Origin of the sequence: Pusillimonas sp., assembly GCF_035515275.1 — a bacterium.
In the GTDB taxonomy this organism is placed as follows: domain Bacteria; phylum Pseudomonadota; class Gammaproteobacteria; order Burkholderiales; family Burkholderiaceae_B; genus Pusillimonas.
Genome location: NZ_DATJBQ010000176.1, coordinates 1 through 23316, shown reverse-complemented (window position 1 = coordinate 23316; position 23316 = coordinate 1). Strand labels below are relative to the sequence as shown.

At 61.2% G+C, this 23316-nt stretch carries 18 protein-coding genes and 2 pseudogenes; 16 read left to right on the top strand and 4 right to left on the bottom strand.

Annotation, left to right across the window (positions count from 1 at the left end; translation table 11 throughout):
- The 5 genes from VL003_RS12715 to VL003_RS12695 all read left to right on the top strand — a co-directional run.
- Positions 1-320, top strand: a 320-nt coding sequence (locus VL003_RS12715; RefSeq protein ID WP_414708305.1) for an ABC transporter permease subunit, incomplete at its 5' end; no start/stop codon positions are given.
- Positions 317-1318 carry a branched-chain amino acid ABC transporter permease gene (locus VL003_RS12710; RefSeq protein ID WP_325443036.1) on the top strand — a complete coding sequence of 334 codons (1002 nt, stop codon included), beginning with the start codon at positions 317-319 and terminating at the stop codon, positions 1316-1318. The genes VL003_RS12715 and VL003_RS12710, both read left to right, overlap by 4 nt.
- Positions 1275-2060: an ABC transporter ATP-binding protein gene (locus VL003_RS12705; RefSeq protein WP_325443034.1), complete on the top strand. Its 786-nt coding sequence runs from the start codon at positions 1275-1277 to the stop codon at positions 2058-2060. Before VL003_RS12710 ends, VL003_RS12705 begins: the two co-directional genes overlap by 44 nt.
- A 13-nt stretch (positions 2061-2073) precedes the next feature.
- Entirely contained in the window at positions 2074-2784 is a 711-nt protein-coding gene (locus VL003_RS12700) for an ABC transporter ATP-binding protein (protein ID WP_325443032.1), read from the top strand.
- 40 nt (positions 2785-2824) lie between these two features.
- On the top strand, positions 2825-3169 hold the full coding sequence (locus VL003_RS12695) for an antibiotic biosynthesis monooxygenase family protein (protein ID WP_325443029.1): 345 nt from the start codon (positions 2825-2827) through the stop codon (positions 3167-3169).
- Positions 3170-3277: 108 nt separating this feature from the next.
- On the opposite strand, the pseudogene VL003_RS12690 reads toward VL003_RS12695, so the two are convergent.
- Positions 3278-4183: pseudogene (locus VL003_RS12690) on the bottom strand (AraC family transcriptional regulator); the annotation flags it as partial.
- Between the two features lie 194 nt (positions 4184-4377).
- Complete coding sequence (locus tag VL003_RS12685; RefSeq protein WP_325443025.1) at positions 4378-5502, bottom strand: cupin domain-containing protein; 1125 nt, start codon at positions 5500-5502, stop codon at positions 4378-4380.
- A 295-nt stretch (positions 5503-5797) separates the two neighbouring features.
- Between VL003_RS12685 and VL003_RS12680 the strand changes: the two genes are divergently transcribed.
- On the top strand, positions 5798-6967 hold the full coding sequence (locus tag VL003_RS12680) for an ABC transporter substrate-binding protein (RefSeq protein ID WP_325443023.1): 1170 nt from the start codon (positions 5798-5800) through the stop codon (positions 6965-6967).
- 4 nt (positions 6968-6971) lie between these two features.
- Here the strand turns inward: VL003_RS12680 and VL003_RS12675 are convergent, their stop codons facing one another.
- Together VL003_RS12675 and VL003_RS12670 are read right to left on the bottom strand one after the other, a co-directional pair.
- Positions 6972-7463 (bottom strand): cyanophycin metabolism-associated DUF1854 family protein, encoded by a 492-nt coding sequence (locus tag VL003_RS12675; RefSeq protein WP_325443021.1) that lies wholly within the window; start codon positions 7461-7463, stop codon positions 6972-6974.
- Positions 7460-9667, bottom strand: coding sequence for a cyanophycin metabolism-associated ABC transporter (locus tag VL003_RS12670; RefSeq protein ID WP_325443019.1), 2208 nt, complete (start codon positions 9665-9667; stop codon positions 7460-7462). The genes VL003_RS12675 and VL003_RS12670 overlap by 4 nt, the downstream gene beginning before the upstream one ends.
- A 218-nt stretch (positions 9668-9885) precedes the next feature.
- On the opposite strand from VL003_RS12670, the pseudogene VL003_RS12665 reads away from it, so the two are divergent.
- From VL003_RS12665 to VL003_RS12620, 10 genes and pseudogenes are all read left to right on the top strand, one after another.
- Positions 9886-12024 (top strand): annotated as a pseudogene (locus VL003_RS12665) (cyanophycin synthetase); the annotation flags it as partial.
- A gap of 79 nt (positions 12025-12103) precedes the next feature.
- Positions 12104-14689, top strand: a complete 2586-nt coding sequence (gene cphA / locus VL003_RS12660) for a cyanophycin synthetase (protein ID WP_325443017.1) — start codon at positions 12104-12106, stop codon at positions 14687-14689.
- Between the two features lie 484 nt (positions 14690-15173).
- Entirely contained in the window at positions 15174-15740 is a 567-nt protein-coding gene (locus VL003_RS12655) for an anthranilate synthase component II (RefSeq protein WP_325443015.1), read from the top strand.
- Positions 15741-15801: 61 nt separating this feature from the next.
- Positions 15802-16833 (top strand): anthranilate phosphoribosyltransferase, encoded by a 1032-nt coding sequence (gene trpD, locus VL003_RS12650; RefSeq protein WP_325443014.1) that lies wholly within the window; start codon positions 15802-15804, stop codon positions 16831-16833.
- Positions 16834-16889: 56 nt separating this feature from the next.
- Entirely contained in the window at positions 16890-17678 is a 789-nt protein-coding gene (gene trpC / locus VL003_RS12645; protein WP_325443012.1) for an indole-3-glycerol phosphate synthase TrpC, read from the top strand.
- A 14-nt stretch (positions 17679-17692) separates the two neighbouring features.
- Entirely contained in the window at positions 17693-19174 is a 1482-nt protein-coding gene (pap, locus tag VL003_RS12640; RefSeq protein WP_325443010.1) for a polyphosphate:AMP phosphotransferase, read from the top strand.
- Positions 19175-19176: 2 nt separating this feature from the next.
- Positions 19177-19632 (top strand): HIT family protein, encoded by a 456-nt coding sequence (locus VL003_RS12635; RefSeq protein WP_325443008.1) that lies wholly within the window; start codon positions 19177-19179, stop codon positions 19630-19632.
- Positions 19633-19913: 281 nt separating this feature from the next.
- Complete coding sequence (locus tag VL003_RS12630; RefSeq protein ID WP_325443007.1) at positions 19914-21632, top strand: DEAD/DEAH box helicase; 1719 nt, start codon at positions 19914-19916, stop codon at positions 21630-21632.
- A gap of 234 nt (positions 21633-21866) precedes the next feature.
- Positions 21867-22079, top strand: a complete 213-nt coding sequence (locus tag VL003_RS12625) for a hypothetical protein (protein WP_325443005.1) — start codon at positions 21867-21869, stop codon at positions 22077-22079.
- Positions 22076-23284, top strand: coding sequence for a class I SAM-dependent methyltransferase (locus tag VL003_RS12620; protein ID WP_325443003.1), 1209 nt, complete (start codon positions 22076-22078; stop codon positions 23282-23284). Before VL003_RS12625 ends, VL003_RS12620 begins: the two co-directional genes overlap by 4 nt.
- Positions 23285-23316: the final 32 nt, after the last annotated feature.

Genomic DNA, 23316 nt, shown 5'->3' with positions numbered 1-23316 from the left:
GCATTAATGTTTCCAAGGTGTTTTTGCTGGTGTTTACCTTGGGCACGGCACTGGGCACCGTGGGCGGCGCCCTGGTCATTCCAACCGGCGTCGCCTCGCTTGAAATGGGCGTCGAGCTCATCGTCAAGGCGTTTGCCGTAGTCGTCATCGGCGGCCTGGGCAGTATGAAAGGCGCCGCAGTCGGCGCCATTATTGTCGGCCTGCTCAGCACCCTGGCGGTTTTCACCTACCCCGAAGTCGACACCCTGGCCATCTACCTCATCGTGATCGGCATGCTTATCTGGAAACCATCAGGCCTATACGGGAGGGTCGCAGCATGATGTCAAGAATTCTCATCGTCGTCTTTCTGGGGGCGCTGGCGGTGGCCCCGATGGTGATGCCCCCTTACTTCTTAACGGTGCTCATTCCGTTCTTCGCCTACGCAATCATTTTGTTCGGCCTTAATCTGCTGTTCGGCTACGGCGGGCAGCTATCGTTCGGGCACGCCATGTTCGTTGCGGTGGGCGCCTATGCGGCCGCCACCTCGTATTCGGTGCTGGGCGTGGCGTCATTCGAACTGATGCTGGGCGTCGCCGTGCTGGCGGCGCTGTGCATCGGGATACCTTTGGCGTTGATTGCCAGCCGCTTCACGGGAATCTTCTTCGGAGTGCTTACCCTTTCGTTCGGCATGCTCTTTCACTCGATTTTGTTCAAGTTCTACAACCTTACCGGTGGCGAAAGCGGCATGCGCGTGCCACGGCCCACATTGCTTGGAATGGAGCTAGAGGCCTACAACAAAATCGGCTTTCTGACCGGCCCCTTTTACTACTATTGCCTGATTCTGCTGATCTTGCTGGGATACCTGATGTGGCGGCTGGTGCGTTCGCCATATGGGCTGCACCTAAGTGCCTCGCGCGATAATCCGGTAAAAGCGCTGTATCTGGGCGTAAGGGTGCGCTGGGTGCGAACCGTGGCGTTTGTCATCTCGGCGGTGTATGGCGCCATAGGCGGCGTCATGCTTGGGGTGCTGACCGGCCTTGCCGATCCCGAGCTCTCTTACTGGACGCATTCCGGACACCTGGTCTTCATGACGATTCTGGGCGGCTTCCAGCAATTCTTGGGGCCTGCCGTGGGTGCGCTGGTCATGATCCTGGTTCAAGACCAGCTCATGGCCGAAACCGAGTACTGGCGGTTCTTTGTCGGGCTTGCGCTCGCAATTATCGTTATCGTCCTTCCGGGCGGCATTCTTGGCGGACTGCGCCGCATCAAATTCAAACAAAAGGAGACCAAAGCCCATGAGGACGCAACCCAGCGCCGCCCTGCGCGATCCACTGCTTGAGGCACGCAACGTTTCCAAGCGCTATGGCGATTTCATCGCCCTGCGCGATGTCTCGCTTAGCGTAAACAACGGCGAGGTCGTGTCCATTGTCGGCCCCAACGGGGCCGGCAAGACCACGCTCGTCAACACCCTGACAGGGCTGTTCGTGCCCACAACGGGCGAGGTCCGCTTCCTGGGCGAAAAACTGGCCGACAACGACATCGTCAAACTATCCACGCAGGGCTTGGCCAGAGCGTTTCAGCTGGTCAACATCTTCCCCGACCTGACGGTGCGCGAAACGCTCTCTGTAGCGGCCGGCTCGTACTCCGGGCTGCGCTGGCGCATGCTGCAGAATTTCCGCCGCAACAATGCAGTTCAGACAATTGTTGAAGACATCGCGCGGGCGTTCGGCCTTCACACTTCGCTTGATGTGCTTTCGTCGGCGTTGCCGCACGGCAAACGCAAACTGCTGGACGTGGCCAGCGCCCTGGCCCTGCACCCCAAGGTTCTGCTGCTGGACGAGCCCACCGCTGGCGTTTCCACCGCCGACAAGTACGGCATCATGGAGACGCTGCTGGCCGCCGCTAAAAAAATGAACGTCGGCGCGATTATGCTCGTCGAGCACGACATGGACTTGGTCTCTCGTTACTCGACCCGCATCATCGCCATGCAAGACGGTGCCAAGATCGCCGATTCTCCCGCCGCAGAGTTCTTTCAGAACGAAGAGGTCTTGTCTATCGTAGTCGGCAAAGCCAGCCACTGAAGGAAGCTGCTGAATGTCTCTTGAACTCAACAAAATTTCGGTCACGTTACTGGGCAACCAGGTTCTGCGCGAGATCTCGCTTTCTGTACAGCCCGGCGAGCTGGTCTGCCTGGTCGGCCGCAACGGCGCGGGCAAGACCACCACGCTTCGCAGCATCATGGGTTATCAAAAGCTCGACAGCGGCGACATTCGATGGAAGTCCAAACCCCTGAACGGCCTGCCCACCTACGCCATGGCCGACCTGGGCCTGGGTTATACGCCCGAGGGCAGCGACGTGTTCGGCGACCTTACTGTCGAAGACAATATCGCCCTGCCCACCTGGACCCGTAAAACAGGCAAGTCGGCCAATGACCGAATTGAGGTCGCCTACAACATATTCCCCAAGCTCAGGCAATACTTGCATCGGGGCGGGCAACAGCTGTCCGGAGGCGAGCGCAAAATGGTCTCAATCGCCCGGGCTATCGCCCTGGATCCAGAAATGCTTATTCTGGACGAAGCCTTCGAGGGGCTTTCTCCGGCCATCCTGCCCACAATCAGCGACGGCCTGCGCGAAATTCTTGGTCAGGGACGCTCGGTGCTGCTGGCCGAATCCAATTTCTACCATCTGCCAAGTTTTGCAGATCGCATCTATGTCATTGAGCGTGGCGAGATCGTGTTTCATGGCACGCTTGACCAAGCCGCCGACCACCCTGAAACCATGAAAATCATTACCGGTACAGGCTGAGACCACAGCTCACCCGGTCCCTCGTCTGCAAGGAACCAGCATGATCGCCGTTATCTTTGAAGTCGTACCGCACCCCGACCGCAAGCAAACGTATCTGGACATCGCCGCGCAATTGCGGCCGCAATTACAAGAAATCGACGGCTTCTTGTCAATTGAGCGATTCCAAAGCCTCAGTGATCCGGGCAAGATTTTGTCGCTGTCGTTCTGGCGTGATGAAAAGGCTGTGAGCCAATGGCGCAATACCGAAGCTCATCGCCAGGCCCAGCAAGCCGGGCGCGGCGGCGTCTTCACGGACTATCGCCTGCGCATCGCCGGCGTCACCCGCGACTACGGCATGAACGACCGCGCGCAAGCACCTTCAGACAGCCGTAGCGCTCACGGGTAACCGCCGGCTGCTTTCGGGCCGGGCCTGCCGGTGCCGCGCCCGGCTTGTTTCCAGCGTCTGGCTGGGCGCTTCGCCAAAGCGTTGCCGGTACGCAGCGGCAAAGCGCCCCAGGTGCGTATACCCCCAGCGCATGGCAACTTCCGACACCTGGGTGTCGGCCCGAGGGTTGGCCAGCTCGAGCCGGATTCGATCCAGGCGCAGTTCGCGAAGCAACTGCATGGGGCTGGCGCCGTACTGCAGCCGGCACATGCGCGACAGGCTTCGTTCGCTGGTGCCGCTGTATTGGGCAATGTCCGCCAACGAAATGTCGTCTTGCAAATGCGCCTCGATATACTCGCGCGCGCGTTGCAAGCGCCGCGGCGCCTGTTCGGCCTCCAGGCCCAAATGGCGCTCGTGCAATGACAGCGATTGGGCGCACAGCAAATGGCGCATCAACGCCGCTTCCGCCAAGCGTATTTTCAGCCCGCTGGTGGCCGAAGGGTGCGCAACCTGTTCACAGAAGTAGCGCATCAGTGCGCTCCATTGCTCGCCGTCGGTGGCAGTTAAAGAAACTGAACGATTAAAGCGCAGCGGTTCGCGCGGGTTGGCGCCTGTCAGGCCGGCGTATTCAAGCGCCAGGCGGTTAAGCGGCACTTTAAGAATGATCTGCGTGGCGCCGGCTTCCCAATTAAGCCGATGATGCACCGTTGACGGCAAGATCAGGCCTTGTCCTGGCTCGACCCGCCATGTTCCTTCGTCGCACTCGACCTCGACCATGCCGGCCAGAGGCAATTGCACCAGCAGAAAGTCACCGCCCGGGCGCGTCTCTTCAACACGAACGGCGTCGCCGTACTCAAGCATCCACAGGCTAAGCGCATCGGCCTTTACACCATGGAGTCGGGCGGCCAGCGTTGACCCGCGCGGCTCAAGTACGTGATCGTTCAGCAATTCGGCAATACGGGTGCGCACTTCGTCGACATCCTCCGATGTCAGAAGCGCATGACGCCCGAGCAGTGTCCGGGTCCAACCCTTCATCGAGTGGGTCATGTTCAGCCTCCCGCGCCTATCACTGATTACTCAGTACAGAACCTATTACCTAGTATAAACGCGCGGGACTCTAGACAAGCCAATTGACGAAAAACGGCCCGGGCCCTGCGCCGACATGCGGGGCCGGGCCCGGGCCAAGGACCGGGCGCCTTACACCCGGACCCTGTGCAGCAGCGCGTTGGTCAGGCCACGGGCTGGTGGCCGCCGTTGTCGGCCAGGGCTTCTTCGCGGTAAAAGCCCATGGCTTCAATGGCCGGCAGGTCGTTAAAGCAAAACAGGCAAGCATCGTCAGTGGCTGACGTGTTCACGTGTTCATGCCAGGCCCACGAAGGCACGCAGAAAATATCGTGCTCTTGCCAGTCGTAGCGCCGACCGTTGATAACGGAATACCCGCTGCCCTTGGCCACCTGGTACAAGAAGCTGCCGGTATGGCGATGCGCCTTGCCTTTGAAGCCCGGACGCAGCATTTGCATGCTGGCACCCATGGTCTGCATCACGTGCCCGCCCGTGGCCGGGTTGGTGTAGTTCATGAGCAGGCAATCGTAGTCGTTGCCGTCCGACACTTTCGAGTAGTTAAGCAAGGCTTCGTAAGTGGGCACCCACTCGTACTTGAACAGCGGCGAATACGGCTGGCCCCACTTGTCGTTCTGCGGACGCAAGCCGGGTGCCCCCCAGATGCCCACGGAATCATTCACCGGATGGCCCACCGCCTGGTGCAGGTCGGGATGCACACCAAAGAACCCCGCCTCCATGGCGTTGGCCAATGGAATGTCCAGCCCGTCTTGCCAGATGCAGGGCAGCCCGTCTTCGGCCACGCCGTGTTCGTGCCAACAGCCGTTGGGGGTAATGACAAAGTCGTTCGCGCCCAAGCTTAGCTTGTGACCATTGACAATGGTGTAGGCCCCTTTGCCTTCCATGATGAAGCGCAGGGCGGACGACGAATGCCAGTGCGCCGAAGCGGCCTCGCCCGGATGCATGACCTGCAAGCCCGAATACAGCCAGCCCACTGCGGCAGCCACGTCGCGACGGCCGGGGTTGTCCAGGTAAATAACCCGGCGTCCCGCCTGCTCGGGCGTAACCAGCGACACCGAACGCAATACATGTTCGCGCAGCTCGCGGTAGCGCCATACCATCGGCACCGATTGCGACTTGGGCTGCCAGGGCTCGATCTTGTTGGCCACCGTCCAAAGCGCAGCGGTTCCCAGGCTTTCCAGTTCGCGGTAGTAGTCCACCAGTTCGGGCGTGTCCTGTACATTGGCCCGGCCGGCCACTTCTTCGCGATAGGCGTCGTATACAACGGTAGACATAGATTTCTCCTTGGCGGCAAATATTCACTTGGCGGACAAGGGTTTGAAAAGCGCCCGCCTCTTAAGACACACAGTACCCAGACCAAGGTGGGCACGCCATCCGATTCCGGCCTGACTTCATCCACAAACGGCCAAGCTTTCTTGACAAATTAGTCAGGCTCCTTTACCGTTTAGCAAAAAGTCAGGCTTGCTTACCAATTAAAGCAAGACGACACCCGTGCGCCCCGTTACCGGCCACAACCACTTTGCACGCGCCGGATGTTCCGCCGTGTCTAACATTCGAGGAGCATTTGAAATGAAACTCAAGCAACGTTTTCAACTCGGCGCCGTTGCCGCGGCACTAAGCTTTGCCTCGGTGGGCCATGCGGCCGACCTGAAAATCGGCATGATTCTGCCCATGTCAGGGCCATTTTCAGCCTATGGCCAGCAGATTCTGAACGGCGCAAAGCTGTATTTGGAAAAGCACGGCGACACCATCGGCGACCGCAAGGTTCAGCTGATCGTGAAGGACGACACGGGTGTGGCACCTGAGATCAGCCGCCGCGCCGCCCAGGAACTGATCGTTCAGGACAAAGTGGACATTCTGGCCGGCTTTGGCCTGACCCCTTCGGCCTTTGCCGTGGCCCCCCTGGCAACACAGGCCAAGGTGCCGGCCATTGTCATGAACGCCGCCACTTCGTCGATCACCACCAAATCGCCGTACATCGTGCGTGTATCCATGGCGTTGCCGCAAACTACGGCGCCGATCGCAACCTGGGCCGCCAAGAACGGCATCAAGCGCGCCTACACCGTGGTTGCCGACTTTGGCCCCGGACACGACGCCGAGAAGCAGTTCATCAAGACCTTTACCGAGGCCGGCGGAGAAATCGTGGGCGAAGTACGTACCCCCGTACAAAACCCCGATTTCTCACCGTTCTTGCAGCGGGTCAAAGACTCGAAAGCCGACGCCGTATTTTTGTTTGTGCCGGCCGGCGAACAAGGCGTGGCCTTCCTTAAGGGTTACAAAGACCGCGGCCTGGCCGAGGCAGGCATCAAGCTGATCGCCACCGGCGACCTGACCGATGAAGACGTGCTGGATGCCATGGGCGAACCCGCCGTGGGCGTAATCAGCTCGATGCATTACGCCGAGGCGCACGATACACAATTGAACCAGGATTACGTGCGGTCGTATTACAAGGCCTACCCACAAAAACGCCCCAACTTCATGTCGGTGGCAGGCTACGACGGCATGCACTTGATCTATGACGTGCTTGCTCGCACCAACGGCGACGCCGGCGGCGACGTCTTCATCGAAGCGGTCAAGGGCACCCAATGGGAAAGCCCGCGCGGCCCCGTGCAGATTGACCCGGAAACCCGCGACATTATCCAGAACGTCTATATTCGTGAAGTCAAGAACGTGGACGGCAAGCTGCAGAACGTCGAGTTCGACAAAATTGCCGACTTCAAAGACCCGGGCAAAGAGTAAGGCTCTAAAGAAAGTGATCAAGCATCCGGCGGCTGGCCCTATCCAGGGCCGCCGGGTCGCGGATCAGGTAATGCAGGCCGTCGGCGTCTGAAATAAGCAGGCGCTTGTCGGGCAGACGGCGAATATCCTGCTCGCTGCGCAGGCGCAGCAAGCAGGTTCCCCGGTCGGTGTGCACTGTCCAGTCAGACGGTGTGGCCACGCTAGACACCGCCGTAATCGACTCGATGACCGGCATGAAGTCTCGGCTCGACAGCGCCGCACTCACTTGCGCAAGCAACGGCCCGGGCAGGTCGCCCAGCCGCTCTATCCACACTTGTTCGTGCCCAAATACATCGACCAGCGCAACGCCCTCGTCGGGGGCCTCGATAGGGAACGCCCTGACCGGCGTCACTTCGCAAGCACTACGCCCGGGGCGTACGAGCATCAGACGGCCAAAGGGGTCGTGCTCAAGCGACCAGTCGGGCAAGGCCGCAGATAAAGTTTTCGAAGCATTCATGTTTCGTCTTCCTCGCTCCAGGTTTCTTCTTCTGAAGACGGCGTCTCGGTCTCGCCTCGTGCCTGGGCCTGGTGCAACCTGAAATAAGCACCTTGGGCCGCGATAAGCGCGTCGTGCGAACCCTGTTCTATTACTTTGCCGCGCTCAAGCACCACCAGGCGGTCGGCCTTACGCAAGGTGCTGAGCCGATGCGCCACCGCAATAGTGGTGCGCCCACGCACGAGATTATCAAGCGCCTTCTGTATTTCTTTCTCGGTAGCCGTGTCTACCGAAGAAGTGGCCTCATCCAGAATGAGAATGCGCGGGTCGATCAGCAAGGCGCGTGCGATGGAAATGCGCTGGCGCTCGCCCCCCGACAATGCCTGCCCGCGTTCACCCACCAGCGAATCGTAGCCCTGAGGCAAACGCAGAATGAACTCGTGTGCATGAGCGGCTCGGGCCGCCGCAACGATTTGCGCACGGCTTGCATCGGGCTTGCCGTAGGCTATGTTTTCGGCAATGGTGCCAAAGAATAAAAACGGCTCTTGCAACACCACCCCAATATTGCGCCGATAGGCTTCGATATCCAGCCTGCGCAGGTCGGTGCCGTCCACCTTGATGCTGCCTTGAGACACATCGTAAAAACGGCAGATCAAGTTCAGCAAGGTGCTTTTGCCCGAGCCGCTGTGCCCGACAAGACCTATCATTTCGCCCGGTTCAATATCCAGGTTCAGGCCCTGAATAACTTGTCGGTTGCCGTACCGAAACCCGGCCCGCCTGATTTCTATGCGCCCCTGAATGCGGCCCGGCTGCACGGGGTTGCTTGCCTGCGGCACGCTTGACACGCGATCAAGAATATCGAAGATACGTTTTGCGCCCGCAGCCGCCTTTTGCATGACCGACACAAAGCGGCTCATGGAATCAAGCCTCAGGTAGAACCGACCTATGTACGACAAGAACGCCGCCAGCACGCCCACCGAGATCTGGTGCCCGGCGATCAACCAGATGCCGAACACCCAAACCACCAGCAGCCCCACCTCAGTGGCCAGGGTGACGCTGGGCGAAAACAGGGCCCAGACCCGGTTGACCCGATCGTTGATAACCAGGTTGCGCCGGTTGGCTTCGCGAAAGCGGCCGATCTCGCGCTGCTCTTGCGCAAAGGCCTTGACCACCCGTATGCCGGGTATGGTGTCGGCCAGCACACTGGTAATTTCCGACCACACGCGGTCGGCTTTCTCGAAGCCAAATCGCAGCTTGTCGCGCACCGACTGAATCATCCAGGCGATGAAAGGCAGCGGTACCAGGGTGGCCAGGGCAAGCCAGGGGTCGATATAGAACAGAATGCCCGCTGTCATGGTGATCATCAGCACGTTCGAGGCGAACTCCAGCAGATGCAACGACAGGAACAGACAGATGCGGTCGGTCTCGGCACCCACACGCGAGATCAAATCGCCGGTGCGTTTGCCGCCAAAGTATTCCAGCGACAAATGCTGCAAGTGCGAGTAAGCCGTATTGCGCAGATCGGCGCCGATACGTTCGCTGACGCGCGCCAGAAGATAGGTATGCGCCCACCCCAGCACCCAGGCCAGCACGGCCGCGGCCAGCAGGCCCACCAAATAGCCGGTTGCCTTGCCATAATCAATCGGCACACCGTTCTGAAAAGGAATCAGCACCTCGTCCATCAGCGGCATGGTCAGGTAGGGCGGCACCAGCGTGGCCGCCGTGGCAAGCACCGTCAGCGCAAACCCCACAAACAGCTGCACCCGATACGGCCGGGCAAACCGCCACAGCCGCAACAGGGCCCAGGCAGGCGGCGTCTGGGGCTTGGCCGACGCGGCGCCGGCCTCTTGCGGATACGACTCAAGTTCGGCCAGGGGCGCCTGCCCCGCCGTAAGCTTGGAAAACTGCTCGGCCAAACGACCCATGGAACGAGCCGACGCCAGAGTGTGGTGCCAGGCCTGGAGCCGCTGCGTACCATCGCACAGCTCAAGGGTGGCAACGCCTGCGTGGTCACGACTGACCAGCACCAGGTCGGGCGACAGCCGCCATTCCCGCCACTCGTCAGCCTGGCGGGCCAACAGGCGCAAGCTGGTCAGTACCAACACGCCTTCGGCAAAGCGCAAGCCGCTGTCAAGATCGAGCCTGGCCCAGGCAACAATCGTTTCGCCGGTCGCCAGACGGTCGTGCAGGGCGGTCCGAACATCATCGGGCAGTGGTGCAACCATGGAGTGCTGTATAGAAAGTATTCAGGAAATTGTCAGCGAAGCCCGGCCTAAGCAGCCCGATGTTGTTTTTTTGTAGTTTCCACACAGGGGAAAACGTATAGGAACCATATAGGCGCGCAGTTTATAGGATATGCTGTTTACGCGTTGGGCGTTGCGTTCGCGACCACCACGCAGCTTTCAATATTCTTCCATTTTCGCCTAGCCTTCTGCGTACTTCCATGAAAAAAAAATACATCGATATTGTCGATGTGCTGTCGTTGCGTGGCCCCAACATCTGGACATATCCACCGGTGCTCGAAGCCTGGGTCGATATCGGTGAACTGGAAGAATTTCCTTCCAACCTGATACCCGGCTTTGCACAGCGCCTTGAAAGCTGGCTGCCGACGCTGGTCGAACATCGATGCAGCTACGGCGAGCGCGGGGGCTTCCTGCGTCGACTGCAAGACGGAACCTGGCCGGCCCACATACTCGAGCACGTCACCCTCGAGCTGCAGAACCTGGCCGGCCTTCCAGGCGGCTTTGGCAAGGCGCGCGAGATGTCGCAGACCGGCGTATACCGCGTGGTGGTCAGCGCCTACCACGAGAAGGTGACGCACGCGGCGTTGCATGCCGCGCGTGACCTGGTCATGGCGGCCATTGAAGATCGCCCTTTCGATGTTCAAGGCGCCGTCGATCACTTGCGCGACCTTGTCGAGCGGCACTACCTGGGGCCCAGCACCGCCTGCATCGTCACCGCCGCTGAAGAACGCCTTGTCCCGGCGATTCGCCTGTGCGAAGACAGCAACCTGGTTCAGTTGGGTTACGGCGCGCGCCAGCAACGCATCTGGACCGCCGAAACCAACCGCACCGGCGCCATTGCCGAAAGCATCTCACGCGATAAAGACCTTACCCGCCAGTTACTGCAGACTTGCGGCGTTCCGGTGCCCGAAGGCGTTGTGGTGACCAGCCGCGAGCAAGCCTGGGAAGCCGCACAAGACATCGGCCTGCCGGTGGTCGTCAAACCGCTGGACGGCAACCACGGTCGCGGTGTGTTTACCGACCTGAGCACCGAACAGGCCGTTTACACGGCCTTCGACGTGGCCTGCGAAGAAGGCAGCGATGTCATCGTCGAGCGCTTCATTCTGGGGCTTGAGCACCGGCTGCTGGTGGTCGGCGGGCGCATGGTCGCCGCAGCCCGGGGCATGGAGGCCTGGGTGGTCGGCGACGGCGTATCGAGTATTTCTCAATTGATCGACCAACAGCTGAACAGTGACCCGAGGCGCGGCTCCACCGAAAACCACCCGTTGAACCCGGTACGTATCGACTCAGCGGCACGGCTCGAGCTTTCAAGCCAGGGCTTTCATAGCGACTCGGTGCCGCCCGAAGGCACCCGGGTGCTTATCCAGCGCAACGGCAACGTCGCCTTTGACGTCACCGATCTGGTGCACCCCAGCGTGGCAGAGCACGTGTGCCTGGCCGCGCGTATCGTAGGCCTGGACATTGCGGGCATCGACTTGGTCACGCGCGACATTTCGCGCCCGCTTGAAGAGCAGGGCGGCGCCCTGGTCGAAGTAAACGCGGGGCCGGGCCTGCTGATGCACCTGCGTCCGGCCGAAGGCCAGGCGCGACCGGTCGGTCAGGCCATTGTCGAACACCTGTTCCCCAACGGCGACCAGGGTCGTATTCCCGTTGTAGGCGTTGCCGGCAGCCATGGCAAGACGGCAGTGGCCCGTCTTGTGGCCCACTTGTTGCAGCTTAACGGCTTGCGCGTCGGCCTGGCCTGCAGCACCGGCCTGTACATGGACGGCCGCGCACTCGAGCGCGGCGACGCTGCCCACTGGGAGCCCGCCCAGCGCGTGCTGCGGCATCGCACCGTGGACGCCGCCGTATTCGAAAACGGCAACCGCATGATACTTACCGAGGGCCTGGCCTACGACCGCTGCCAGGTCGGCGTGGTCACCGACCTTGACCCCGCACAGACCTTTCCCGATCTGTCGATTGAAACGCTTGAGCAACTGGTTAAGGTCGTGCGCACGCAGGTGGACGTGGTGCTGCGCGAGGGCGCCGCCGTGCTGAACGGCGCAGACCCAACCGTGGCCGGGCTGGCCGATTTATGCGATGGCGAGGTCTTTCTGTTCGGCCTTAGCGAAACAGCACCGACCATTGCAGAACACCTTGCCCTGGGCCGGCGAGCCGTGTTCGTGGCCAATGGCTGGATCACCCTGGCCGCCGGCAGCGTACGCACCCCATTGCTGCCGGCCGACTCCGTTGCGCACGATGCCCGCATGGCGCGCACCCTTGAACAGACGTTGGCAGCCATCGGGGCCGGCTGGGCCCTGGGGCTGTCGCCGGCCGCGCTGCGCGCCGGCCTCGAAACACAAGGTGCGCCGCATCCGGCGCTGGTCACCACAAACTGAAGCCCTGCGCTTAGCCCGATCATCTTTCAAGACCTCAATCATGGACGTTTCTCGCATCAGGGCCCTGCGTGGGCCTAACCTATGGAGCCGTCGCACGGCGCTCGAGGCCATCGTGTCCTGCACCCCGCCGGAATACGACATTGCCGGCCTGCCGGGCTTCGAAGACCGCCTGCGCGCGCGGTTTCCGGCAATAGGCGGGCTTCAGCCGGCCGGCCATGACCGGGCCGTGCCGCTTGCCTGCGCGCTAAGCGCCACGACGCTGGCCTTGCAATTGCACGCAGGCTGCGCTGTCACCTTCTCGCGCTGCGTTCCCACGGTCGAAGCGGGCATTTACCAAGTCGTGGTCGAATATGGCGAAGAGGCCGTAGGGCGCCATGCGTTTGCGCTGGCGTGCCGCCTGATAGCCGCCGCGCTCGACGACACGCCGTTCGATCTGGCCGACGCGCTACGCGAACTGGCCGAGCTGGACGAATCCGAACGGCTGGGCCCCAGCACAGGTGCCATTGTTCAGGCCGCCGTGGCGCGCGGCATCCCGTTTCGCAGACTGACCAGCGGCAGCCTGATCCAGTTCGGCTGGGGCCGCCGCCAGCGCCGCATTCAGGCGGCTGAAACCAGCCAGACCAGCGCGATCGCCGAAGCTATTGCGCAAGACAAAGTATTGACCAAACGCTTGCTGCACGCTGCCGGCGTGCCGGTTCCGCTGGGCCGGCCGGTAAAAGATGCCGACGATGCCTGGGCGGCCGCGCAGGAAATCGGCACACCTGTCGTGCTCAAGCCCCGAGACGGCAACCAGGGTAAAGGCGTGGCAGTCAATATTTCGTCGCAAGAACAGATTGCAGAAGCCTATCGCGTTGCCGCAAGCCACCGCGATGACATCATTGTGGAGCGCTATTTCCCCGGGCATGACTTTCGTCTGCTGGTCGTGGGCGACATGGTGGTGGCGGCCGCGCGCCGCGATCCACCCAGCGTCAACGGCGACGGCAAGCACAGCATCCGCGAACTGGTCGATGAAATAAACCTGGACCCCAGGCGGGGCGAGGGCCATGGCACGTCGCTGACCAAAATACGGCTTGACGAGATTGCGCTGGCCACTCTGGCCAAGCATGGCTATACCCCCGAATCGGTACCGGTGCCGGGCGCACGCGTGGTATTGCGCAACAACGCCAACCTAAGTACCGGGGGCACCGCCACCGACGTCACCGACGACGTTCATCCTGAGTTTGCCGCACGCGCCGTGGCGGCCGCCAAGGCCGTAGGGCTGGACGTGTGCGGCGTGGACGTCGTCGCCGATACGGTGATTCGCCCGCTCGAGGATCAGGGCGGTGGCATCGTCGAAGTGAATGCCGCACCGGGGCTACGCATGCATCTTGCACCGTCGTTCGGAAAAGGCCGACCGGTCGGCGAAGCCATTATCTCGACACTATTCGAACCCGGCGACGACGGCCGCATACCCGTTGCCGCTGTGGCGGGCACCAATGGCAAAACCACCACAGTACGCCTGATAGCCCACCTGATGGGCGCGGGCGGCCATACCGTGGGCATGACCAACTCTGACGGCGTCTATATAGGCAACCGCCGTATCGACACCGGCGACTGCAGTGGGCCTCGTAGCGCGCGCAACGTGCTGATGCACCCCGACGTCGACGCCGCCGTGTTTGAAACGGCGCGTGGCGGCATCTTGCGTGAAGGCCTTGGCTTTGACCGCTGCGACGTAGCCGTGGTGACCAACATCGGCGTGGGCGACCACCTGGGCCTTAATTACATCAGCACCGTTGAAGACCTGGCGGTGGTCAAACGGGTCATTGTCGAGAACGTGGCGCCAAGCGGCGCTGCGGTGCTTAATGCCATGGACCCGCATGTGGTCCCCATGGCCGCCTGTTGTCAGGCCCCAGTCATTTTCTTTGCTCACGACCGCCAGCATCCGGTCGTGGCCGCGCACCATGCTCAGGGCCTGAAGGTCATATACCGTGACGGCCATGACATTGTCGCCGCGCAAGAACAGACGCACGTACGGCTGCCCTTGGCAAACGTACCCCTGACCGACAACGGACGCCTGCCCTTTCAGGTGGAGAACGTCATGGCCGCCGTCGGCGCAGCCTGGGCTTTGGGTCTGCCCTGGGACAACGTACGCGAACGCCTCAGCGATTTCGTCAGCGACGCAGGCACGGCACCCGGTCGCTTCAATCGCTTTCGTCTGCGCGGCGCAGAAATTATTGTCGACTACGGCCACAACCCCGACGCCATGCAAGCGCTGGTACGCGCGGTTGAAGCACTACCGGCCCGCCGGCGCACCGTGGTCATCAGCGGGCCCGGCGACCGGCGCGACCAGGACCTGCGCCGCCAGACGGAAATTCTGGGTGATGCCTTCGACCGGGTGGTGCTGTACGAAGACCAATGCGGGCGCGGGCGCGCCGACGGCGAGGTGATGGCCCTGCTGAAACAAGGCCTGGCAAGCGCCCGTCGCACGCGCGACATCAGCGAAATATGGGGTGAGTTCCCGGCCATAGACGCCGGCCTGAACGGCCTGGAAGACGGCGATCTATGCCTGATTCTGATCGACCAGGTTGACGAAGCCCTGGCTTACATTGGGCGGCTGGTGCAAGAAAGCAATACGGCCACCGCCTGATGGCAGGGCCGGCACTGGACGACTTTGAACGGCATCGTGTAAACTTACGGCCAGCCCCAGGGCATGTTCGCCCGGGGCAAATTATTCACCAGCCATGACACCTTTGTTCTCGACCTGCCGCAACACCATTTGGTGGCGCTTCTTTTAAGAAGCGGCATGTCGTCGCGGTTACGAACCGCAACTTGCCGCCGTACCGGTCGGCAAGTTTCAGTCAGGCAACAACGCACCCCGGCACGGCGGCTCTAAACAGGAGCCCCACCCATGTCACACCCCCCCATCGCACTCGCAACCCGCCACGCACCCGTTTTGCGTACGCCGTGGTTCGGCTCGGCTTGCCTTGCCCATGCGACGCGATGGCGCCCGGACTTGATTCCCGCTTATGCACGCGCTTTGGCCTTCTGTTCGGCCACATCCGCCTTGCGCCGGCCACTGCCTGCCGCCGCGACGAAGCCCATGCCCACCCACATTGAATCAAGGCCCGACCATGAAATTGCTGATGCTCGATAACTACGACTCGTTCACTTACAACCTCGTTCAATACTTCGGCGAACTGGGCGCCGACGTGACCGTGCTGCGCAACGACCAGACCAGCATCGAAGCCATTACCCAACTGCAACCCGACCGCATCTGCGTCTCGCCCGGCCCCTGCTCGCCGGCCGAAGCGGGTATTTCCATTGACTTGATCCAGGCTTTTGCCGGCAAAACACCGATTCTGGGCGTATGCCTGGGGCACCAGGCCATCGGTGCAGCTTTTGGTGGCCGCGTGGTGCGCGCCGGCAAGCAAATGCACGGCAAGACCTCGCCCATTACCCACAACGGCCAAGACGTATTCAAGGGCCTGCCCTCGCCCTACACCATTACGCGGTATCACTCACTGGCCATTGAGCGCGAGTCGCTGCCCGACTGCCTGGAAATCACCGCCGAAAGCGACGACGGCGAAATCATGGGCGTTCGCCACACGCACTTGCCGGTGCACGGGGTGCAGTTTCACCCCGAATCTGTATTAAGCGAACACGGCCACGCCCTGCTGCGCAACTTTCTGTCAATCTGAAATGCGCCCCATTGCCAAAACCGAACAAACTGAATAACGATTCAAACTTAAAGGAACCACCATGCCCATTACCCCCTCCGACGCCCTGGCGCGCTGCATAGAACACCGAGAGATCTTCCACGAAGAAATGCTGCACCTGATGCGCCTGCTGATGCGCGGCGAAATGTCGCCGCAAATTGCCGCCGCGCTGATCATGGGGCTGCGCGTCAAAAAAGAAACCATCGGCGAAATTACCGCGGCAGCTCAGGTAATGCGCGAGTTCGCCCTGCAGGTCAATACCCCCAACCCCGACGAGCTGCTGGATATGTGCGGCACCGGTGGCGACGGCACCAAGACCTTCAATATTTCCACCGCCGCCATGTTCGTGGCCGCAGCGGCCGGCGTCAAAATTGCCAAGCACGGCGGTCGCAGCGCCTCGTCGTCGTCGGGCAGCGCCGACGTGGTCGAGGCGCTGGGCATCAACATTGATCTTTCGCCCGAGCAGATCAACGAATGCATCGAGCAGACCGGTATCGGCTTCATGTTCGCACCCGCCCACCACGGCGCCATGAAAAACGTGGCGTCGCTGCGCAAAGAGCTGGGCGTCAAGACCATCTTCAATATTTTGGGCCCGCTGACCAACCCGGCCAATGCCTCGAACCAGTTGATGGGCGTGTTCCACTCTGATCTGGTCGGCATCCAGGTACGGGTGCTGCAACGCCTGGGTTCCAAGCACGTGCTGATCGTGCACGGCAAAGACGGCATGGACGAGGCCTCACTGGGCGCACCCACCATTGTGGGCGAGCTGAAAGACAACACAGTCAGCGAGTACGAGATCCACCCCGAGGACTTCGGCATGTCGATGGCCTCGAACCGTGCACTGAAGGTCGAAAACCGCGAGGAATCGGCCGCCCTGATAAAAGAAGCACTCGATAACGTTCCGGGCGCGGCTCGTGATATCGTAGGCCTGAATGCCGGTTTGGCCATCTACGCCGGCAACAAGGCCGGCTCTATTCGCGAAGGCCTGAATATGGCGTTTGAAGCCATGGCCAGCGGCGCGGCTCGCTCCAAACTCGAACAATTCGCAGCCTACACCAATCAATTCAAATCTTAAGGTGCCTCACCCAGCCGGAGCCTTCCGCCCGGCCGTGGGAACACACGGAGAAACCGATGAACGACATACTGGAAAAAATCCTCGCTACAAAAAAAACCGAGGTCACCTCGGCACGCCAGATGCGCAGCGAAGCTGACGTACTGCGTGAAGCCAAGAGCCGCAAAGATGTGCGGGGCTTCATCCGTGCCATAGAAGAAAAAATTGCCCAGGGCAAACCGGGCGTTATTGCCGAGATAAAAAAAGCCTCGCCCTCAAAAGGTGTGATCCGCGAAAACTTCAACCCGGCCGAAATCGCGTCGTCGTACGCAGCCCACGGGGCGGCCTGCTTGTCGGTCCTTACCGATGTCCAGTTTTTTCAGGGCTCGTACGACTACCTGCGCCAGGCGCGCGCGGCCTGCTCGCTGCCGGTACTGCGTAAAGACTTCATGATCGACCCTTATCAAATCGCTCACGCCCGCGCACTGGGCGCCGACTGCGTGCTGCTGATCGTGGCGGCGCTGGGCCTGAACCAGCTCAAAGAGCTTGAAAGCCTGGCGATGGAGCTGGACATGGACGTACTGGTCGAGGTTCACGACCGCGACGAGCTCGATATTGCGCTGCAACTGAAGACCCCGCTGCTGGGTATCAACAACCGCAACCTGCGCACCTTCGAAATCTCGCTGCAGAACACCATCGACATGCTGCCGCTTATTCCTGAGGGTAAACGCGTGGTCACCGAAAGCGCCATACTGACGCGCGAAGACGTCGACCTGATGCGCTCGCATGGCGTACAAGCCTTTTTGGTCGGCGAGCGCTTCATGCGGGCCCAAGAGCCCGGCCAGGCATTGCAAGAGCTCTTCTTTTAAGCCTGAAGCCCGCCATGTTTACATTCGCCGAATCCGACCCGGGGCTGACCAAAGAAGAAGCCACCGCCATTGAAGAGCAATTGCGCACTGACCTGCTCAAGGCGCAGTACTCGCAATTGAAGCAGTCGCGCCACGCATTGCTGATCGTCATTGCCGGCATTGACGGGGTCGGAAAAGGCGCTTCCATCGCGTTGTTGAACGAGTGGATGGACGCCCGTCATATTCAGACGCTGGCATTTGGCGAGCCGGCCCAATGCGATAAAGACCGGCCCTTCTTGTGGCGCTACTGGCGGCGCCTGCCGGCCAAGGGTCGCACCGGCATTGTGTTTGGCTCTTGGTATACCGATATGCTGGCCGAGGCGGCAAGTAAAAACCCCGACCAAAAGAAAATACAGGCGCTGTCCAGATCCATACGTCAGTTCGAAACCACCTTGGCCCAGAACAACGTTCAGGTGCTGAAGCTTTGGTACCACCTTTCGCAAGAGGCCCAGAACAAACGCACCCAGAAACTGCTCGCCGACCCGGACACCGCCTGGCAGGTCAGACCCGAAGACCTCAAGGTCAATAAAAAATTTTCCAGGCTGCGCGATGCCGCCGAGCTGACCTTGTCGCTTACCAGCGAAGCGCACGCGCCTTGGGTGGTTATTCCTGCCGCCGACGAACAGCTGCGCGACATCAGCACCGGGCGCGCCGTGCTCAACGCCTTGCGCAAGCGGCGAATCGAGCCGATTGGCCCGCTGGTATTGCCCTCGCCCAACGCCGCCGGAAACGGGCACTCTGTGCTTGCAAAGCTTGACTACAGCCTTAAGCTCAGCGACGACAAATACGACGCCCAACTGCCCCAATGGCAAGGGCGCCTGGCCCGGCTGGCGCGCAACAAGGCGTTCGAAAAAATACCCCTGGTGCTGGTTTTTGAAGGCCCTGACGCCGCGGGCAAGGGCGGAGCCATACGGCGTATTACCCATGCGCTTGACCCACGCCAGTTCCGCGCCGTTCCTATTTCGGCACCCACCGACGAAGAGCACGCCCACCCTTATTTGTGGCGCTTCTGGCGCCGCCTGCCCCGGCCCGGCCGCATCGTTATTTTTGATCGCTCGTGGTATGGGCGAGTACTGGTGGAACGTGTCGAACAATATGTCTCGCAGGCCGAATGGCAGCGCGCCTACGAAGAGATCAACCAATTCGAGTCGCAGCTGATCGACAGTGGGGCAGTGGTGCTCAAGTTCTGGCTGGCGGTAACCAAAGACGAGCAGCTCGCCCGTTTTCGCGAACGCGAGACATCAACCTTCAAGTCGTTCAAAATCACCCCCGAAGACTGGCGGAACCGAAAGCAATGGGACGCCTACGAAGTAGCCGCCGAAGAAATGTTCGAACGCACCAGCACGCCCGAATGCCCCTGGCACGTTGTGCCGGCCAACGACAAGCGTCATGCCCGCGTGACCGTACTTGAGCATATTGTTACGGCGCTTGAAAACGCCATGAACGTAAAGGGTTGACCATGGATAAGCAAAGCCCCCCTTGCCCCCTGTGCCACGAAAACGGCGGCCGCGTCGTTTGGCGCAACGACACGCTGCGCATCATTGCCGTCGAAGACGCACACCCGGGCTTTACCCGCGTCGTCTGGAACAAGCACGTTTCCGAAATGACCCAGCTTTCGGTGCCCGAACGTAACACCTTCATGGCCGCCGTCTGGCAGGTCGAGCAAACCCAGCGCCAGGTCCTGGAACCCGACAAGGTCAATCTGGCCCAGTTTGGCAACATGGTGCCCCATTTGCACTGGCATGTTGTGCCGCGCTGGATCAACGACAGCCACTTTCCCGAAGCCATCTGGGCGGCGGCCCCTGCGCGGTCGCACGCCCAGGCCATGGCATGGACCCAGCACAAGGCTCGCATTGCAGAGCTGCTGCCCGCTTATTGGGCCGCTTTGCAGCAAAATTGCAACGCAAGCAAATAAGGGTTACCCCGAATGCCCAAAGCGTATATAATCTGGGCACTGCATTTTCAACGCGTCGACATTCTCATACAGCACCTTGCTGTCGCTAGCAGTTGACTGAACCCTCAGCACCCATGTCGAACGCCATCGCTCCCTGACCCCCGAGCCTTTCGCTGCGTATCCAAACAAACGCTGCACTTTAGGTTGATTCGGTCGGCACGATGCTCCAATCAACCAGCGCTCCGGGCTCACTTTCATTGCCCCCCGCTACGTGTATGCCGTTATTTCGGCAAAGGATACGCATGTCTTTCGAAACCCTGGGTCTCGAACCCAAACTGTTGTCTGCGATTGTTAAAACAGGCTTCACCACCCCCACACCCGTACAAGAAGCTGCCATTCCAAAAGCATTGGCCGGCCAGGACCTGATGGTGTCGGCACAAACCGGCAGCGGTAAAACCGCCGCCTTCATGTTGCCCGCGCTTAACCGCATCGCAAAGACGCCCGCCAACAAAGGCAGCGGCGTTCAAGTGCTGGTACTGACCCCCACGCGCGAACTGGCCATGCAAGTGGCCGACGCCACCAAAGCCTATGGCGCCCATATTCCCGACCTGCGTATTGCAGTCGTGGTCGGCGGCATGCCCTACGGTGCCCAGCTGAAGGCGCTTTCGCGCCGCGTTGATGTACTGGTTGCCACCCCCGGACGCCTGATCGACCACCTTCAGGCACGTCGCGTGAACCTGTCGACCGTACACACCCTGGTGCTGGACGAAGCCGACCGCATGCTTGACATGGGCTTCATCGAAGACATCGAAACCATTGTCGCCGCGACGCCTGCAAGTCGCCAGACGCTGCTGTTCTCGGCCACTTTGGACGGTACCATTGCGCGTCTTGCCCGCGACATGCTGAACGAGCCCCTGCGCATCGAGGTTTCGGGCCACAAGCAAAAGCACGACAACATTACGCAAAGCCTGCTGTACGCCGACGACGCCGGCCACAAGCTGCGCCTGCTTGATCACCTGCTGCGCGACACCAACCTGGATCAGGCCATTGTGTTCACCTCGACCAAGCGCGGCGCCGACGATCTGGCCGTTCGCCTGACCGACCAGGGCTTCTCGGCAGCATCGCTGCATGGCGACATGAACCAGCGCCAGCGCACCCGCACTTTGGGCCTGATGCAAAAGCGTCGCGTGCAAATTCTGGTGGCCACCGACGTGGCCGCGCGCGGCATCGACGTGCAAGGCATCAGCCATGCCATCAACTACGACCTGCCCATGCAGCCCGAAGACTACACCCACCGTATCGGGCGTACCGGACGCGCAGGCAACAGCGGCCTGGCCTTTACCTTGGCCACGCACTCCGAACGTCACAAGATCCGCCGTATCGAACACTTCATCGGCCAGCCTATTCCATCGAACGTGATCGAAGGCCTGGAGCCCACCAAGACCGCGCGCCCCACTTACACCGAGCGCAAGGGCAAGGGCGGCAAACGCTTTGAAGGCGGTCGCGGCGGCTTCGGCGGCAAGCCGGGTCAAGGCCGCCCAGGGGAAGGTCGCAAGGCCGGCGGCAGCTTTGGCGACAAGGCCCGCTATGCAGGCAAGCCGTTTGAAGAACGTGCCGGCGGTGCGGGCAAGCCTCGCTTCGACGACAAGCCTGCCTACGACAGCCGCGCCGACGGCGATCGACCCGCCCGCCGCTTCGACGACCGTGCCGGCTCGACCAGCCGTCCTACGGGCTACGCCGATCGGGACAACCGCAGCTACAAGACCCGCGACGAACGGGGCGGCTACAAGGGCCAGGGCGAACAGTCGTCGTCCAAGCCCTTCGGCGCTCGCGCCGATCGCCCGGGCTTCGGTGATGCGCCGCGCGGCGCACGCGCTTCGTTCGGCGACCGCCCAGCCGCCAAGCATGGCAAGCCGGCTGCAAAAGCCGGGGGGTTTAGCGGCCGCAGCGCTCGCCCCAGCTTCGGCGACAAGCCTGCCGCTCGCAGCAAAAGCGCGGGCAGCCGACGCGATTTTGCCTAAACATTGGCCCGGTCGCCGGCAAACGCCCGGCGCCGGCCAAGCGTCGTGTCGCAGTGGCTGAACCGCCACAGACCACCAAAGTCGCTTTCAAAAAAACGCCTGGGGCGTCATCTTTTAAAGATGGCGCCCCAGGCGTTTTAACCTTTACGGCGCGGCCCGGACAAAGCGGAACAAAGCGTTTCGTCCTTCCCTCTATACTAAGGGTTGAAATGCTGAATACGCCTTGACCGCCCCATGAAAGAACTCGTCAATCGGCCCATGTTGTTGGCCGCCCTGCTGGTGGTTCCCCTGTGGATCATCTTCGGAAACTTCCTGGTTGCAGCGATGGTTGCCTTGCTGGCCTCGTTCTTCGCTTCCATGGTGCATGCGCTGCGCGTACTAAAACGCAAGGGGCGGTCACCCGAATCTGCTCAAGGCACCAACGGCAAAAAGGCATACGACCGATGACTACGGCACGACACACCGCCCCCACAGGGCTTCCCGCACTGGACGCCGACGCGGCCTCGCACTTGCGGGCCATGCAAGAGTATCTGGCTTATCGCATCAAAAATTCCGACGACGGCTTCATGCCATTTGAAGAATGGATGCATCACACCTTATACGCACCCGGCCTGGGCTATTACGTGGCCGGCAGCGCCAAGTTTGGTGGCAAGACCCCCGAAGGCGATTTCACCACCGCCCCCGAGCTGACCCCGTTGTTCGGCCAGGCCCTGGCAGGCCAGGTGGCTCAGATACTGTCCGCAAGCGGTTCGCGAACCGTGCTTGAGGTGGGCGCCGGTACCGGAGCCCTGGCTGCAGCGCTCATCCCGGCGCTGAACGCGCTGGACATTCGCCCGCGCTACAAAATACTTGAGGTCTCGGGCGAGCTTCGCGAGCGCCAGCGTCAACGCCTGACCGGCGTACGGGCCGACGTGCAATGGCTGCAAACCCTGCCCACCGACTTCAAAGGCTGCATTATTGCCAATGAAGTGCTAGACGCCATGCCCGCCACGCTGTTTCGCTGGGGCGACGACGGCAAGGTACTGGAACTGGGTGTGGGCCTTGAAGGCGGCGCCCAATCTGCCGACAACAGCACGACGCCCCATTTTGTCATGGCCGAAAGACCGGCCGACGCATCGCTGCAAAGCCTGGTGGCCGAACGCATGCCGCCCCTACCCGGCTACCATTCCGAAATCAATGTGCAGGCCGAGACCTGGATACGGCAACTGGGCGCCTGGCTCACGCAAGGCGTCGCACTGTTTATCGACTACGGATTCCCGCAGCGCGAGTTCTATCACCCGCAACGCGCCGAGGGCACTTTGATGTGTCACTTTCGCCATCACGCCCACGCCGACCCCCTGCTCTACCCCGGCCTGCAAGACATCACCACTCACGTCGACTTCACCGCCATGGCCGACGCCGCATTGCAAGGCGGCCTTAGTGTCCTGGGATACACGTCGCAAGCCCGTTTCCTGATGAACGCCGGCCTGATCGAGCTACTTACCGGACTCGACCCGCACGATGCGGCAGGCTACGCCAAGGCAGTCGGCCCGGTTCAAAAACTGCTTTCCGAAGCAGAAATGGGTGAACTCTTCAAGGTCATGGCCGTTGGCAAAGGCATTGATGTTCCCCTTATGGGTTTTGCCAAAGGCGACCGCCGCGACCGGCTTTAAACAAACACAACAACAACAACAACAACAACAAC

Coding starts and splice junctions, on each gene's coding strand:
- VL003_RS12700 (WP_325443032.1), top strand. CDS start 2,074: ATGTCTCTTGAACTCAACAAAATTTCGGTCACGTTACTGGGCAACCAG.
- VL003_RS12685 (WP_325443025.1), bottom strand. CDS start 5,502: ATGTCTACCGTTGTATACGACGCCTATCGCGAAGAAGTGGCCGGCCGG.
- VL003_RS12625 (WP_325443005.1), top strand. CDS start 21,867: ATGAAAGAACTCGTCAATCGGCCCATGTTGTTGGCCGCCCTGCTGGTG.
- VL003_RS12620 (WP_325443003.1), top strand. CDS start 22,076: ATGACTACGGCACGACACACCGCCCCCACAGGGCTTCCCGCACTGGAC.
- VL003_RS12655 (WP_325443015.1), top strand. CDS start 15,174: ATGAAATTGCTGATGCTCGATAACTACGACTCGTTCACTTACAACCTC.
- VL003_RS12630 (WP_325443007.1), top strand. CDS start 19,914: ATGTCTTTCGAAACCCTGGGTCTCGAACCCAAACTGTTGTCTGCGATT.
- VL003_RS12680 (WP_325443023.1), top strand. CDS start 5,798: ATGAAACTCAAGCAACGTTTTCAACTCGGCGCCGTTGCCGCGGCACTA.
- VL003_RS12670 (WP_325443019.1), bottom strand. CDS start 9,667: ATGGTTGCACCACTGCCCGATGATGTTCGGACCGCCCTGCACGACCGT.
- trpC (WP_325443012.1), top strand. CDS start 16,890: ATGAACGACATACTGGAAAAAATCCTCGCTACAAAAAAAACCGAGGTC.
- pap (WP_325443010.1), top strand. CDS start 17,693: ATGTTTACATTCGCCGAATCCGACCCGGGGCTGACCAAAGAAGAAGCC.
- trpD (WP_325443014.1), top strand. CDS start 15,802: ATGCCCATTACCCCCTCCGACGCCCTGGCGCGCTGCATAGAACACCGA.
- VL003_RS12675 (WP_325443021.1), bottom strand. CDS start 7,463: ATGAATGCTTCGAAAACTTTATCTGCGGCCTTGCCCGACTGGTCGCTT.
- VL003_RS12710 (WP_325443036.1), top strand. CDS start 317: ATGATGTCAAGAATTCTCATCGTCGTCTTTCTGGGGGCGCTGGCGGTG.
- VL003_RS12635 (WP_325443008.1), top strand. CDS start 19,177: ATGGATAAGCAAAGCCCCCCTTGCCCCCTGTGCCACGAAAACGGCGGC.
- cphA (WP_325443017.1), top strand. CDS start 12,104: ATGGACGTTTCTCGCATCAGGGCCCTGCGTGGGCCTAACCTATGGAGC.
- VL003_RS12705 (WP_325443034.1), top strand. CDS start 1,275: ATGAGGACGCAACCCAGCGCCGCCCTGCGCGATCCACTGCTTGAGGCA.
- VL003_RS12695 (WP_325443029.1), top strand. CDS start 2,825: ATGATCGCCGTTATCTTTGAAGTCGTACCGCACCCCGACCGCAAGCAA.